The organism is Pseudofrankia coriaricola (assembly GCF_032027725.1).
In the GTDB taxonomy this organism is placed as follows: domain Bacteria; phylum Actinomycetota; class Actinomycetes; order Frankiales; family Frankiaceae; genus Pseudofrankia.
Genome location: NZ_JASNFO010000001.1, coordinates 151,022 through 165,035, shown reverse-complemented (window position 1 = coordinate 165,035; position 14,014 = coordinate 151,022). Strand labels below are relative to the sequence as shown.

The following is a 14,014-nucleotide window of genomic DNA, read 5'->3' as shown; positions in this document are numbered from 1 at the left end:
GAGGGACTGGTGGGCTGGCACCGGACGCGGCATGACGAGGCGGCACCCGGAACGGGGCCGACCGGAGGTCTGGTCGTCGGCGTCGTCGGCGTCAGGCGCCGTGCGCGATCCGCCCGCGGGTCCAGGCATGCCGGTGGACATGGCGGCGCACGTCCACGCGACGGTCCTGCCTCATCCTCATCCTCATCCGGCACACCTCCTTCCGTCCGCGGGGCCATCCGGCCACGGAGCTACCCGACTCTCCGCCACCGTCGTTACGAGCCGGTGGCGTTCGTCGAAAAACGGCGTGTCAACCGGCGGGCTCCCGCGCGGGGTGGCCGAGGTGGCGGAGCGGACAGGAGCAGGTCACGGCAGGTACACGAGCGGGTCAGGGCAGGTGTCGAGTGCCGCCCGGGTGGGTGTCCGCGCGCAGGCGCGCGGCGTCCTGGCCCGGTGGGGCGCCGAACAGGCGGCGGTACTCGCGGCTGAACTGGGTGGGGCTGTCGTAGCCGACGAGATGTCCCACGCCGGCGACGTCGCCCGCGCGGGAGAGCAGCAGGGAGCGGGCCTCCTGGAGGCGGATGCGTTTCTGGAACTGCAGCGGGCTCATCGTGGTGACCTCGCGGAAGTGCCGGTGGAACGCGGACGGGCTCATCCCGGCCAGCCGGGCGAGGTCGGGGATCCGCGCGGGCTCGGCATAGTTGTCGCGGATCCACCGGATCGCCCGGCTGACGTGGGACAGGCTGCTGTCGGTCAGGCCGGCCTGGCGGATCACGGCGCCGTGCGGGCCGGTGAGCAGCCGCCAGAGGATCTCCCGCTCGGTCAGCGGGGCGAGCACGGACGCGTCCGCGGGGTGGTCGAGCAGCCGCAGCATCCGCGCCACGGCGTCAAGCAGGTCGATATCGGCGTCGCTGGTCGCGATGGCGGGAAGCCCGGCCGTGGTGCGCGACCACCGCCCGGCCGGGGCCTCCAGCCGCGAGGCAAGCCTGATCCGGGCGAAGTCGAGAGGATTAGGCAAGGCGCCGCGCGGATTGGCCTACCGCGGGACACCCGGCTCGCGCTTCGATGTCATCGACCACTTCCGAGATCATTCCAGCTCGCACGGGAGCATCCTCGGCGCCAGGCGCGTGGACCACCTCGAGACCAACCTCACCGGCCTGGAAGTGCGGCTCGGCCCGGACCACCTCCGCCTGCTGGACGAGGTCTCGGCCCCCGACCTGGACTACCCGGGACTACCCGGCACCCATGCACGGCGCGCAGCGGGCGATGCTGCAGTTCGCCGGCACCACCGTCGACGGCGAGACCTCCACGGTGTATCCACCCTTGCTGCAGAGCGCCGTCCGCTACTGAGCTACGGAGACGCGCCCCCGTAGCGGTCCAACCGTCATGTGCGGTGAACTGGTACCGAGTGCTGCGTGAGACTGGTATTGCCGCCCGCGGCTGACTGGTACTCGGGTACGTGTGAGTCTGGTAGCCGGTACGGCTGGGACCGTCGGGCTGAGGCACCGCCCACAGGAGGCCGGATGATCACAACCGGAGCACCGAGAGCGCCGGTGTGCAAAGAAGGCCTGTGACGAACCGAACAGATACGATTCCAGCCTTCGGGCGGTCGTCAGGCACGGTGGGCAGAGCGCACGGGAGCGGGTGAGAGGTCACCCCGGACTCGGCGGAGCTGTGGTCCCTGCCGACGACACGCAATTCCGAGACAGGAGCATGCTGATGTCCGGGCGCTCTCCCCAGACGCAGGCGACCACCGGGTCCACGATCACCGATCGGCGGGGGGCGCTGGCGCTCGCCCTGGTGACCGGCCTGACCGAGACGGGCACGGGTGCCGGCGGCCATCCGGAGGTCAGGGTCAGTCTGCACGTCACGGGATCGGGCTTCGCGTTCGACACGGCGGCCAGGCTGCTCGCCGGCGAGAGCCGCAGGGCGAGCTTAGACGCCGGAAAGATCGTGGTGCTCGTCGATCCGTCCACGCACGCCATCCAGATCGACTGGGCCCGCAGCGCGCTGGTCAACGGGCTCGTTCCGGCGCTGTTCACCCTGGCCGAGGACGACACGACCTACGACCTGAGTGGGCAGATCGGCCCGCTGATGGAGATCCTCCAGGTTCTCTGGGCGGGCGGCGTCTCACTGAACCGGACGGTCGACGCGCACTGCGACCCGGCGCTGCGCGGGCAGCTCCAGGCGATCATCCGCCGCGCGCCCGCCCAGCCACCGAGGACCGACCGGCCTGAGCCTGAGCTCGACGCCTGAGCTACCGCCGAACGCGCCGCCGACCTGATCAGTCATGATGCGTAGGTGCGCCACGGCTGATCAGGTCATCCGGCGGGCGCCGGGATCAGACGCGGGTTCGCCGATGCGAGCCCTGGTGAGGGATCTCGACGGTGCCGCCCTCGGCGGGCGGGCCAGCGTCGGCGTGGCCGGGCCACCAGGCGGCGTGGCCGATGAGCGCTGTCAGCGACGGGGTGAAGAACATCGCCATGACGAAGGCCGCGACGGCGATGCCGAAGGAGATCGCGAATCCCATCTGGGTGAGGGTGGAGTTGCCGGCGAGCATCAGCGAGGCGAACGTCCCGGCCAGGATGACTCCGGCCGCGGCGACCGTGGGGCCGGTGTGGCGCAGCGACATCGCGGCGGCCTCGCGGGGGTTGCGGCCCTCGCGGGCCTCCTCTCGAAGCCGGGCGATCATCAGGATGTTGTAGTCGGTGCCGAGGGCGACGACGAACAGGTACATGATGATCGGCAGCATGAAGATCAGGCCGGGCTCCCCGCCGGCGTTCTGGAAGATCAGCACCGTGGCGCCCAGGGTCGCGGCGAAGCCGAGCCCGACGGAGAGCATCAGGTACAGCGGGGCGACGACGCTGCGCAGCAACAGGCCGAGTATCAGCATGATCAGAACGGCGGCGATGGGGAAGACGACCGTGTAGTCGTGGTTGACGGCCTTCTGGATGTCGACATAGACGGCGGTGATGCCGCCGACGATTGCGGTGGTGCCGGGCGGTGCCGCGGTGTGGGCGGTGGAGCGCAGCGGGCCGTCGACGGTGTCGATCGCCGTGCTCGACTCGGGCTTGTCGGCGAGCGTGACCTGGTAGTACGCGACGGTCCTGTCCGGGGACAGCTCGGCGGGGGCGACCTGGCCGACGCCGCCGACCTTGGCCAGCGCGTCGTGGTAGGCGGCGGTCTCGGTGTCGGTCAGGGCCGTGTGCCCGGTGGAGCGCAGGTAGATCTGGGTGGGCTCGGTGGCGCCCGCCGGCAGGCCCTTGAGGAGCTCGTTGCTGTAGACGCTGGACTCCGCGTCACTCGTGGTGGAGCCGCCGCTGAGGTCGAAGTTCGGGTGGAAACCGAGCGCGGCGATGGACAGCGCCACGAGGACGCCGCCCGAGGCGAGGGCGAACCGGCCGGGGTGGCGGCCCATCGCGGTGCCGATCGCGGCGAAGCGGGCACCGGTCGGCTCGCGCCGCCAGCTCTTCGACGGCCAGAACACGCGGGTTCCCAGCAGGGACACGATGGCCGGGATGAGCGTGAGCCCGGCGAGCAGGGTGACCGCTACGGCGATGGCCAACGCCGGGCCGAGCGACTTGAACAGCCCGAGCGTGGACAGGCTGAGGATCAGGAAGGCGATGATGACGGCGCCGGCGGCCGAGGTGATCGCCTCGCCCACCCGGGTGACGGCGGCGATCATCGCCGTCTTCGGGTCCTCGCCCGCGCGTAGGCGTTCCCGGTAGCGGAACATCAGGAACAGGATGTAGTCCGTACCGACGCCGAAAAGCACCACGATCAGCAGCGACGTCACGGAGCTGTCGGTCTTGAGGTTGAACGCCTCGTTGGCCCAGCCGATGAACCCGGTCGCGATCTGCGAGACCAGGCCGATGGTCACGATCGGCAGCAGCGCGATGATCGGACTACGGAAGATCACCAGCAGCAGGATGATGATCAGGCCGATCGTGGCCACGCCGATGATCGCCTCGGCCCGGTTGCCGGACTTCTCCGAGTCGAGCGCCTGCGCGGCGGTGCCGGTGATGCCGCCCTTCAGCCCGGTGCCCGCCAGCTTCTCCTGAAGGTCTGCGCGCAGGACCTTGGCCGCGTCGCTCTGGCGCTTGTCGTTCGCGCCGGAGAGCTCGGTCATCTGCACGCCGATCGTCTGGATCAACTTGTTCGGGGACGGCTTACCGGTCTGGACCGCGGTCACGTTCGGCACCTTGGCCGCCGTCAGCGCCGCGCCGATCTCGGCCACCTTCGCCGAGTCGGCCGCGGTCAGCGCCGCGCCGTCGGCGCGTTCGAGCACCACGATCGCCGCCGGTGTCGCCGCCTGCGGGAACGCCTCCTGCTGCACGTTCTGCGCCTGGATCGACTCGTAGTGGCTCGGCAGGAAGGACGCCTCGTCGCTGGTCGACTTCAGCTTCGGCGCGCTCGCCACGATCGCGACCGCCGCCACGACCCACGCGGCGATCACCCACCACCGGCGACGCACCACGAATCGGCCGAGCGCGGCGAACATGTGCGGCTCCTTTTCCGAGCTCGGGAGGTCCGGCCGTGCCTGGCCGGCTGCCGGTCCCGGGTCGCGAAGCGGTCGAACCGACCGCGCCAACGGAAGGCAGCATACCTGTCGCCCGACAAGGGACTTACTAGGCGCCCGTCAAGTAGATTCCGTGCGTCCACGGAGGTGCGCTGGACGTCCGACCGGGCGCACGTCAAGTGAATGTGAGGATGTCAATGCCTACAATCAAGCCCCCGTCCCGGCCCGAATGATCCGGGCGACGGACACTGCGATGAGGAGAAAGCCCGTATGGCCAGCACTGCCGCCACGGCTCTGACGGGCGGCGTGACCCCGCCGGCGGGCACCCGAGAGCAGATCCTCAGCACGGCGCGGGAGCTGTTCGTCTCCCAGGGCTTCGCGGCCACCACGACCCGCGAGCTCGCCGAGCGGCTCGGGTTCACCAAGGCCGCCCTGTACTACCACTTCCGTACCAAGGACGACCTGCTGAAGGCGCTGGCCGCCCCCTTCGTCGAGCAGATGCGCGCGCTGGTCACCGGGACGCCACTGAGCGCCGCCCCCTCCGCCCGCCGCGCGCTGCTCGCCGCCTACGTCGACATCGCCGGCGCGGACCTGGACCTGATCCGTGTCCTCACCCAGGACCCGTCCGTCACCCACCGCCCCGCGACCGCCGAGCATGCCGACCTGTCCCGGCGGATACTGCAGCTGCTGTCCGGCCAGGCCGAGCCGGACACGGCGGCCCGGGCCAGGGCCCGGGCCGCCGTCGGCGCCATCTGGGCCGGGCTTGTCCACGCCGACCCGGACGACGACCCGACCGCCGTCCGCGCCGCGACACTCGCCGCCGCGTGCGGCGCGCTGGGCATTCCCGCCCCGTCGACGCGCCATCCCCTAGGTCACCGAACAGCCGCGCGGTGAATCGCGTGATGATGGGCACAGGTCTTGTCAGGACGACACAGGCCCTGTGGAGGTAGTCAGATGAGCTTCGACACGCAGAACGGCACCCGCGGCGCCCGGCAGCCCGGCAAGTGGGTCAACCTGCCGAACAAACTGATGGCGAAGAGGATCCGCAAGGGCGGCCAGGCGGGCGGATCCGACGCCCTGGTCCTGACCACCGTCGGTCGCAGGACCGGAACCGCGCGCGAGACCCCGGTCGCCTGTTTCCCCGGCGACGAGGGCAGCTGGCTGATCGTGGCGTCGGCCGCTGGCGCGCCCCGCAACCCGGCCTGGTACTACAACCTCGCCGCGCACCCGGACGAGGTCCAGATCGAGACGGCCGGCCGCAAGGTGGCCGTGACCGCCGAGCAGCTCCACGGCGGGGCGCGTGATGACGCGTGGCAGCGGATCACCGCCAACTCCCCCCGCTTCGCCCAATACCAGCAGAAGACCGACCGCGAACTCCCGGTCATCCGCCTGGCCCCCCGCTCGACCTGACCGCGCCCCACCCGTACGCGGACGCGCCCGAGGCCGCGTCGGCCACGGTCCGCGACCCCTCCGGACGCGCCGGACGCGCCGGAGGAGTGCCGGGGCGCCGCCCCTACCGCCGCTCCAGCCGGAATGTCTCGGTCGTGGACAGCGCGGGGTCACCGGGCCGAAGGCGTAGTTCGCCAAGCCCCGGCAGCAGGACCGCCGCCGCGACCGTGCGCTCGCGCCGGATGTCGCGGCTGTCCGGTACTCGGATCGGCGGTGCGGACAGCAGCGCCAGGTGCTCCTCGGGCTCCGTCCCCGCGCTCGCGAGCGCCGCCCTGGCCGCCTCGAGCCGGCGGACGGAGGAGTTGCGGGCGAACACGTTGATCTCGTCGTGGGCGGCGAGGTCCGGGTGCAGGAAGTGGTTGGTGTGCACGGTCTGTGGCGCCCGCATGGTCCGCTGCTCGTCTCCGAGGATCTCCACACAGACGGCCTGGGTGGCATCGCAGAGGGTCAGCGACCGCGAGCTAGCCAGCCGCAGACCGCCCAGGACGTCGAGTGCTTCCTCGACGCTCGCCGCCGTGTCGAGAAGGTGCCGGATCGCCAGGTACGGGGGCAGGCCTGCCCGCCAGTCGCCGCCGAGGACGAGGTTGAGCCCGACGGCGAGGCCGCGGCTGTTGAGGCCGAGGTATCCGAGCAGGCCCCCGAAGCTCAGCACGAGCGAGCGGCCGATCGGCGAGGCGAGGTCGAGCACGGCGATCTGGTCGTCCAGGCCGCCGTTGAGGTCGACGGTCTGGGCGAGCAGAGGGGTCTGGGCGAGCAGAGGGCCGGCGTCCCGCGCGTAGGTGGTGCAGTCTCCCGAGGTGGGGATCTTGGTGTAGCCGAGGATCTCGCGTCGAAGCTGGAGCAGCCAGGCCTCGTCCTCGTCCAGGCCGGCGCCGGCCGCGAGCCCGGCGACCTCCTCGGCGAGCCGCGGTGTGGCGCGCTCGATCTGGGCGCGGTACCGGGCGATCGTCGGGCGCAGGCCGTCGACCGTCACCGGCTCGGGGAGCAGCCGGCCAAGCCGGCAGGCGTCGTCGTCGATGAACGACCGCAGCCGGCCCGCGAGTGCCGCCCCGTGAGCCCTGCCCAGCTCCGCCGGCTCCCCGTCGGCCCTGACCAGCACCGTCACGGGCGCACCTTCGGGTGCTCGCTGAGTGTCTTCTTCAGGCTCGGCCATTCCTCGGCCAGGACGCTGTAGTAGACCGCGTCGCGGCGGCGCCCGTCCGGCATGGGGTTGTAGCTGCGGAGCACGCCCTCCTCGACGGCGCCGATGTTGCGTAGGCCGCGCCGGGCCTGGGTGTTGAGCACGTCGGTCTTGAACTCCACCCGCAACGCGCCCAGGCGTTCGAAGGCGTGCTCCAGCAGCAGCAACTTGGCCCACCGGTTGATCCCCGCGCCGCGGAAGTCGCGGCCGAGCCAGGACCAGCCGATCTCCAGCCTGGAGTCCGGTTCGGACAGGTTGCCGTAGCTCATGCTGCCCGCGGCCCGGCCGGTGCGCCTGTCGGTGATGACGAAGACACATCGCCGGCCGGCTCGGTGATCGGCCAGCGTGGCGTCGAAGAACGCGTCGAAGTCGGGGTCGGATTCCACCCGGGACACGAAGTACCGCCAGATGTCCGGGTCAAGGGCGATCGCCCGCAATGGTTCCCGGTCGGGCTCGGTGACGGGCGCGAGGCGGACATGGTCGTTACCCAGGACGGCCGGACCGTCCGTGCTCCAGGCCACCGGTCAGGTCCCGGCCGGAAGGTGCGGCGACAGGATGTCCACGCAGTCGCGCAGCGTGTGCATTCCCGCCAGATCGTCCTCGGTGAGGCGCGCGATGTCGACGCCCGTGTCCCTGCACAGCGAGGTCAGGAAAAGAACCTTGTTCAGTGAGGTGAGCCCATAGGTGCCGGTCAGGTCGACGTCGCTCGCCAGGTCGGCGGGGGCGACGTCGAACGTCAGCACCGCCGCCAGGTTCTCCCGGGCCGCGGCCTCGATGTCGGCTGGCACGCCTCCGGCCGCGCAAGGCTTCGCCATTGTCGCGCGGCCTTTGGCTGGGTCGGCTGGTACGCCTCCGGCCGCGCAAGGCTTCGCCATTGTCGCCGCCGGGGTCCCCAAAGATCGGCGCCAGCCGATCTTTGGGGGAGCGTCTTTGGCTGGGTCAGGCAGCATGGATTCCCTTCCTCGGGTCGCCGATCTCGCGCAGGTAGCGCGCCCGGATCTGCTTCCGCCTGGGCTTGTACTGCGAGGTGAGCAGGCCGTTGTCGATGCTGAACGGCTCGTCGGCCACCACGACGCGGTGGATGTACTGGTCACCGCTGAGCGCGCGGTTCGTGGCCGTGAGCTGCGCCGAAATGGCGGCCGTGTCCGCCGGCGCCGACGCGGGCGAGACGACCGCCACCAGCTCCGTCTGGGCGGGGCAGTAGAGCACGCATTCCGCGATGGCCGGGCTGGCCTTCAGGTGTTCCTCGATCTGCCGGACAATGACTTTCTTGCCGTTGTCGAGCACGATCGTGTCATCGGCGCGGCCGAGGATGAAAAGGAAGCCGTCGGGGTCGAGATATCCGAGGTCGCCGGTGCGGACCGTGCCATCAGGGCCGAAGACGCGTTCGGAGTCGCCGGGCTCGCAGTAGGCGTACCGCCGGTTCACCGGGTGCTCGGCGCGCACGTGGATGACCCCGTCGTCGTCGACGATCACCTGCTTGCCCGGCAGCACCCGGCCCACGCTGCCCTCGCGGTGCGCCGCCGGGTGGTTCTTGGCCACGATGCAGGTCTCGTTGAGACCGTAGCCCTCGTAGATCGGCAGCCCGAGCCGATTGAAGAAGGCGAGGGTGGCGGGATCGGCGGGGGCCGAGCCGGTCCACAGGTAGCGGATGCGGTCGCCGAACAGGTCGCGAGCCACCTCGGCGAGGTCCAGGCCGGTGCGCCGGGCGCGGCGCTCGATCTGGCTGCGGGCGCCCTCGAAGAAGCCGGGCACGCCCATCACGACGGTCGGGCGTACCTGGGTGAGCGCCGCGAAGGCCGCCTCGTAGGTGCACACCGTCACGTCATGGCCGTACCGCAGCGCCGAGTACACCCAGTAGCGCTGCTGGAGCAACGACAACGGCAGGAACACGAGCAGGTTGTCGCCGGGGCCATGGCCGAACATGTCCTGGACGGCGTTCAGCGAACTGTCGACGCTGCCGATGGTGGCGCCCAGGCCCTTGGGTGTGCCGGTGCTTCCCGAGGTGAACTTGATCGTGGTGACCTCGTCCGGGGCGTACGTCGCCGGCGCCGGTTGCGCCGCGCCGGTCAGGTCGGTCAGGTCGTCGAGCAGCGTCCCGAGCTGCTCGACGCCGGGCTCGTCGCACGGCCGGTCGGTGAAGAGGAGGGACAGGCCGTAGCGGCGCATGAGCTCGCGCGTGGGCATGAACTTGCCTGGTTCCAGGCCGGCGGTCTCGACCTTGCTGCGCAGGGCGGCCAGGTCGAGCACTACCCATTCGAGGCTGTTGGCGCCGAGGATGCCGATCCGGTCGCCCGCGCCGAGGCCGCGGGCACGCAGGCCGGCCGCGACCAGACCGGACAACCGCCAGACCTCGGCGAGCGGGACCTCGCGGGTGCCGGCCAGCCTGCTGATGTGCAGGGTCCCGCGGTCCGGCGTGGACGCCAGGAGCTCGTTGATCACGAGAGGTTCCCGCTGGTCGGGCGGAAGAACGTGGCGTCGGCGAGGGTGAGCTTGCTGCCCGGCGGTATCAGCTCGACGGTGCTCGGCCACCGGTCGGGCGGCGGCTGGCCGAGGGCCTCGGCCAGCCGGCCGGCGAAGCGCGGCATCACCGGCGCGGCGCCGCGCGCGAGCAGCGCGGCGGCGGCCAGCTCGAGCGCCGTGGCCGTGCGCGTCTCGTCCGGCATGCCGCCGGCCCGCGCCAGCCCATCCTCCGCGCGGCTGAACCGCGACGCGTCCGCCACCAGCGCGTCCAGTTCGGCGGCGGCCTGGTTGAGGGAGAACCCGCCGGGCCGCAGGCTGGCGGTGAGCGCGCGGAGCCGGGCCTCCAGCCGGCCGAGAAACCCGGCGTGCTCGGGCGTCCAGTTGCCGGCGTCGGGCGCCACACCGCCGTGGCGGTCGGCGACCCGCCAGCCGAGGTCGTTCAGCCAGGACTGCCAGGTACCGATCAGGCTGGTCGACAGCGTGTGTTCGTAGTCGGCGAGCGTGAAGTTCGTCCGCTCCACTTCGGGGCGGTTACGGGCGAGGAAGTACCGCACGGCGTCCACGCTGTCGGCGTCGAGGATCTGCTTGCCCCAGATGGCGTGCCGGCGGCTGGTCGAGAACTTCTGGCCGTCGTAGAGGAGGAACTCGTTGACGTGGTAGTCGATGTCCGGTGTCCAGCCGGGCAGGGCGAGCCGGTAGAGCACCGGGTAGAGAATCGCGTGGTAGAAGCTGTTGTCGTAGCCAAAGAAATGGACGATCTTCCAGTCGTCGGCCGGCTCGGCTGCCGTCCAGCCGTGGCCGAGCCGCTCGCCCAGCTTCTGGATGCCATACAGGAAACCGAAGGCCATCTCCGGCCACACCCAGATCACCTGGCCGGCGCCGTCCGCCTCGCGCGGGGTGACGCCCCAGTCGCTGGGGTGGCTCACGGGGAGGTCGATGCGTTCCCGGCGGAACAGCCGCGCGGCGAGCTCCCGCAACCGGGCCGGGACGCGGCCCCGGCGGTGGTGGTCGAGCACCGTGCCGGCGTGCTCGTGCAGCCCGAGCAGGTAGCGACGGGCCGTGCCGGCGGTCGGTGCCTGGCCGGACGGCGCGGCGACCGGGTCGGCCAGGTCGGCCACGGTGTTCGGCTCGCCGCACTCCTCGCAGATGTTGCCGCCGGTGGTCTGGCCGCAGCCGGGGCAGCGGCCGCGGACGTCCACCTCGTAGAGGTACTGGCCGGTCCGCGGGTCGAACAGCGCGGGGCCGTCCGCCGCGGCGATCGCGCCGCGCTCGACCAGCCCGGTGAAGAAGTCCCTCAGCACGGGGACGTAGGTGGGGTCGGTGCTCGTCGCGGTGTACTGGTCGGGCGAGATGTCTATCAGCCGCAGGGTTTCCGCGATCTCGGCGCTGTAGTGCGCCGCCGTCTCGGCGTTCGACCTGCCTTCCCGGCGAGCGCGGTCGACCACGTAGGACTGGAAGTCGTCGCTGCCCGTCAGGTGCCAGACGCGGGCGCCGTGCATCCGCTGGAACCGGACGTAGACGTCGGCGCCCAGGTAGGGCCCGGCGAGGTGGCCGAGGTGAAGGTCGCCGTTCGGGGTGGGCGGCGTCGAGAAGACGAACACCGGCCGGCCGCGATGCTCGCTGGTCACCGGCGCGGCCGAGGACACCGCGCGGGCGCCGTCGCGCCAGTACTGGCTGAGGAAGACCAGATCCCGGTCCCCCGTGTTGCGCACGACGTGGTCCTCGAACGGTTCGAACAGCAGGGCGGTACCCGCCTCGACCGGGTGGTGCCCCGCGCCCACGACGACCTCACCGCGGCCGGCGACGACGACGATCAGCTCGGTCTCGTCGTGCCGGTGGTGCATCGAGACGCTGTGGGGCGCGACGCGGCCCCAGGCGGCGGCGGAGCCCAGCCCGTCGACCGAGGCCATGTCGATCCCGAAGGCCTGGGAGAGCGCGGCGGCGTCATAGCGCTCGATGATCATGCACTGTCCTCCTCGTCGAGCCAGTCGGCGCACTCGGCGGCGATCGCGGGGGCCAGCCGGTAGCCGGAACCGCCCGCCGCCCCGGCGAACATCACCCGGCCGTCGGCGGTGATCGGGCGCACGATCGGCGCACGGTCAGGGCTGTACGCGTCGCAGAAGACCCGGCCCGAGACGCAGTGCGGGCGCAGCGCCGGGGCGTGGTGCGCCAGGAGCGCCCGACCGCGGTCGAGGTCTTCGGCGGACAGCCCGCCGGCCAGCGCGTCGGGTGTGACGTCCCAGTCGGTCGAGGTGTAGCTGAACAGCCAGTGGCGACGGTGGGCGAGCGGGAGCAGGAACGCGTCCTCGTCGTGGAAGACGGTCGCGCGGTCAGTCAGGGAGGCGGGTCGTTCGACGTGCAGGGCGACGACCTTCTTGACGCGGATGCCGAGCGGGGCGAGCAGCTCCGGCCAGGCGAGCCAGGGGCCGGGCGCCAGCACGACCCGGCTGGCGGTGAGCCGCGCGCCGGTGCCCAGCGTGAGAACGACGCCGTCCGCGGTCGGACTCACGGAGGTGACCGCCGTGCCCTCACGGATCGTCACCCGGTCGCGCAGCCGGGCGGCCAGCAGCTGGGTCAGCGCGCCGACGTCGGCGTACTGCGCCCCGTCGCAGTCCCAGCCGCCGTCGACCGGGCGCAGCCGGACCTCGGCGAGATAGTGCTCCCGGACCGAGGCCTCGTCGGCGCTGACCACGGTCATGCCGACCGGGTGGATGGGCATCTGTGGGTCTCGCCGGCGCAGCTCCTCGTACCAGCGCCCGCTGTAGGCGGCCATGGCCCGCACCCGCGCGGAGGCCCCGCGGGGGAAGTGCAGGCCGGCGGAGAACCGGGAGGCCCCTCCCCCGACCAGCCCCTTGTCGATCACCGTCACCCGCCGCCGGGGCTCGCGGGCCATCGCCTCGGTGGCCACCAGGCAGCCGACCACTCCGGCACCGACCACCACGATGTCGGCGTCCACGGTCGGCGTCGCCTGGGCGGCGGCCTCCGGGCGCGCGGCTTCGCCATGATCGCACGCCCCTTGGCCCATCAGTGGGCTCCCGTCTTCGGTGACCACTCGACGAACGCCGGGTCCTGTGCCCTGGCCCGGACGCCACGGATCCGGTCGACGATGCGCTGGCTGCGCCAGGCGTTGAGGCTGAGGTTCACCTCGGCGAGGCCGCGCTGCGCGCGGGTGGCGTTCTGCAGGAACAGGTTCCGGTCGGCCGGGCCGTCCCAGCGGGCGGCGAAGTCGGCGTCGACCCGGTACTCGTCGCCCTCCCGCTCCAGGCGCCCTTCCAGGGGCGCCAGGAAGTCCATCCGAGCCGGCCGGAAACCGGTGGCCCAGATGATCACATCGGCCTCGAAGATCTCCAGCCCGCCCGCCAGGTCGTTGTGCTGGGCGGAGATGCTCCAGCCGTCGGGCGAGCACGCCTCGACGCTGACCACCTCACGGTTGGGGTAGAGCCCGGCGAGCTGCGGGGCGCCGGTGATGAACCGGTGGATGTAGACCTGCTGGTAGATCCTGCGCGCGGTGGCCTCGGAGATGCCGTCGCTGGTCAGCACGTGCTGGATGTTGAACTCGGTCCGCACCGCCGGGTCGAGGTCGGCGAAGTAGTCGGAGTGGCAGGGCATGTAGAACTCGTTGGTGAACGGCGAGTCGTCCATCGGGAAGTAGTTGCGCCGCCGGGACAGCCACGACACCCGGTGAGGCAGCTCGCTCTCCGGCCTGGAGATCAGGTCGAGGAACGCCTCGGCCCCGGACTGCCCGCCGCCGATCACCGCCACCCGCCGGTCGCGCAGGCCGACGGCCTTCGACCGCAACTCGCTGACGTGGAACTGGGTGGCGCCGCCCAGGTGCCGCCGGGCGAACGGCGGCACCCACGGCGCGGTTCCGACGCCGACCACCACGTTGTCCGACCGGAGGGTGCGCCGGTCGGTTCGCACCACGAACGCGTCGTCGACGAAGTCGACGGACCGCGCCTCCTCGCCGAAGACGACGTTCTCGTTGCGGCCGCAGGCCCAGCGCAGGTAGTTGCGGAACTCCTCTCGGGGCACGTTGTCGAACCGCGCGTTGAGGTAGTGGTAGATCCGCCCGCGGTCGTGCAGGTAGGCCATGAACGAGAACGGGCTGGTCGGGTCGGACAGGCTGACCAGGTCCTTGAACAAGGACACCTGGAGGGTCGCGCCCGGGACGAGTTGGTCGTCGTGCCAGCTGAACTCGGCCTTCCGGTCGATGATCAGGTTTGGCGTCGCCGGGTCACCGTGCAGCAGGGCGGCGAGGCTCAGGTTCGCTGGTCCGGCGCCGATTCCGACACAGCGGTACCGCGGAGACGTACTCCCCATGAGTAGAGCTCGCTTTCAGCGTCTGGCGAGATCAGGTCGTCGAGCGCGGTCACGTCGACCGGCGGCGGGTTCGCCGACCACCCGGCGTCGAAGGGGGGTGGTGC

Annotated in this window: 12 protein-coding genes; 3 read left to right on the top strand and 9 right to left on the bottom strand. The window is 71.5% G+C overall.

Annotation, left to right across the window (positions count from 1 at the left end; genetic code table 11):
- Positions 1 to 367: 367 nt before the first annotated feature.
- Complete coding sequence (locus tag QOZ89_RS00670; protein ID WP_198543280.1) at positions 368 to 997, bottom strand: AraC family transcriptional regulator; 630 nt, start codon at positions 995 to 997, stop codon at positions 368 to 370.
- 701 nt (positions 998 to 1,698) lie between these two features.
- On the opposite strand from QOZ89_RS00670, the gene QOZ89_RS00665 reads away from it, so the two are divergent.
- Positions 1,699 to 2,235, top strand: a complete 537-nt coding sequence (locus QOZ89_RS00665; protein WP_083418787.1) for a hypothetical protein — start codon at positions 1,699 to 1,701, stop codon at positions 2,233 to 2,235.
- 85 nt (positions 2,236 to 2,320) lie between these two features.
- Here QOZ89_RS00665 and QOZ89_RS00660 read toward each other — a convergent pair whose 3' ends face one another.
- Complete coding sequence (locus QOZ89_RS00660; RefSeq protein ID WP_312622670.1) at positions 2,321 to 4,480, bottom strand: MMPL family transporter; 2,160 nt, start codon at positions 4,478 to 4,480, stop codon at positions 2,321 to 2,323.
- Positions 4,481 to 4,768: 288 nt separating this feature from the next.
- Here QOZ89_RS00660 and QOZ89_RS00655 point away from each other — a divergent pair, with 288 nt between their 5' ends.
- The gene (locus QOZ89_RS00655; RefSeq protein ID WP_071049397.1) at positions 4,769 to 5,392 is read left to right on the top strand and encodes a TetR/AcrR family transcriptional regulator; all 624 of its coding nucleotides are present in this window, start codon (positions 4,769 to 4,771) and stop codon (positions 5,390 to 5,392) included.
- 60 nt (positions 5,393 to 5,452) lie between these two features.
- On the top strand, positions 5,453 to 5,908 hold the full coding sequence (locus QOZ89_RS00650; protein ID WP_198543279.1) for a nitroreductase/quinone reductase family protein: 456 nt from the start codon (positions 5,453 to 5,455) through the stop codon (positions 5,906 to 5,908).
- A gap of 103 nt (positions 5,909 to 6,011) precedes the next feature.
- Here the strand turns inward: QOZ89_RS00650 and QOZ89_RS00645 are convergent, their stop codons facing one another.
- The 7 genes from QOZ89_RS00645 to QOZ89_RS00615 all read right to left on the bottom strand — a co-directional run bounded on the left by QOZ89_RS00645 (position 6,012) and on the right by QOZ89_RS00615 (position 13,910).
- A complete protein-coding gene (locus QOZ89_RS00645; protein ID WP_312622669.1) occupies positions 6,012 to 7,052 on the bottom strand; it encodes a C45 family autoproteolytic acyltransferase/hydrolase in 1,041 nt (346 codons plus the stop codon).
- Entirely contained in the window at positions 7,049 to 7,648 is a 600-nt protein-coding gene (locus tag QOZ89_RS00640; protein ID WP_071049395.1) for a GNAT family N-acetyltransferase, read from the bottom strand. Before QOZ89_RS00640 ends, QOZ89_RS00645 begins: the two co-directional genes overlap by 4 nt.
- A gap of 3 nt (positions 7,649 to 7,651) precedes the next feature.
- A complete protein-coding gene (locus tag QOZ89_RS00635) occupies positions 7,652 to 7,915 on the bottom strand; it encodes an acyl carrier protein (RefSeq protein WP_116271546.1) in 264 nt (87 codons plus the stop codon).
- 151 nt (positions 7,916 to 8,066) lie between these two features.
- Entirely contained in the window at positions 8,067 to 9,569 is a 1,503-nt protein-coding gene (locus QOZ89_RS00630; RefSeq protein ID WP_071049393.1) for an AMP-binding protein, read from the bottom strand.
- Positions 9,566 to 11,554: a class I tRNA ligase family protein gene (locus tag QOZ89_RS00625; protein ID WP_312622668.1), complete on the bottom strand. Its 1,989-nt coding sequence runs from the start codon at positions 11,552 to 11,554 to the stop codon at positions 9,566 to 9,568. The genes QOZ89_RS00630 and QOZ89_RS00625 overlap by 4 nt, the downstream gene beginning before the upstream one ends.
- Positions 11,551 to 12,615: an NAD(P)/FAD-dependent oxidoreductase gene (locus QOZ89_RS00620; protein WP_083418786.1), complete on the bottom strand. Its 1,065-nt coding sequence runs from the start codon at positions 12,613 to 12,615 to the stop codon at positions 11,551 to 11,553. Before QOZ89_RS00620 ends, QOZ89_RS00625 begins: the two co-directional genes overlap by 4 nt.
- Positions 12,615 to 13,910 carry a lysine N(6)-hydroxylase/L-ornithine N(5)-oxygenase family protein gene (locus QOZ89_RS00615; RefSeq protein WP_312622667.1) on the bottom strand — a complete coding sequence of 432 codons (1,296 nt, stop codon included), beginning with the start codon at positions 13,908 to 13,910 and terminating at the stop codon, positions 12,615 to 12,617. Before QOZ89_RS00615 ends, QOZ89_RS00620 begins: the two co-directional genes overlap by 1 nt.
- Positions 13,911 to 14,014 lie beyond the last annotated feature (104 nt).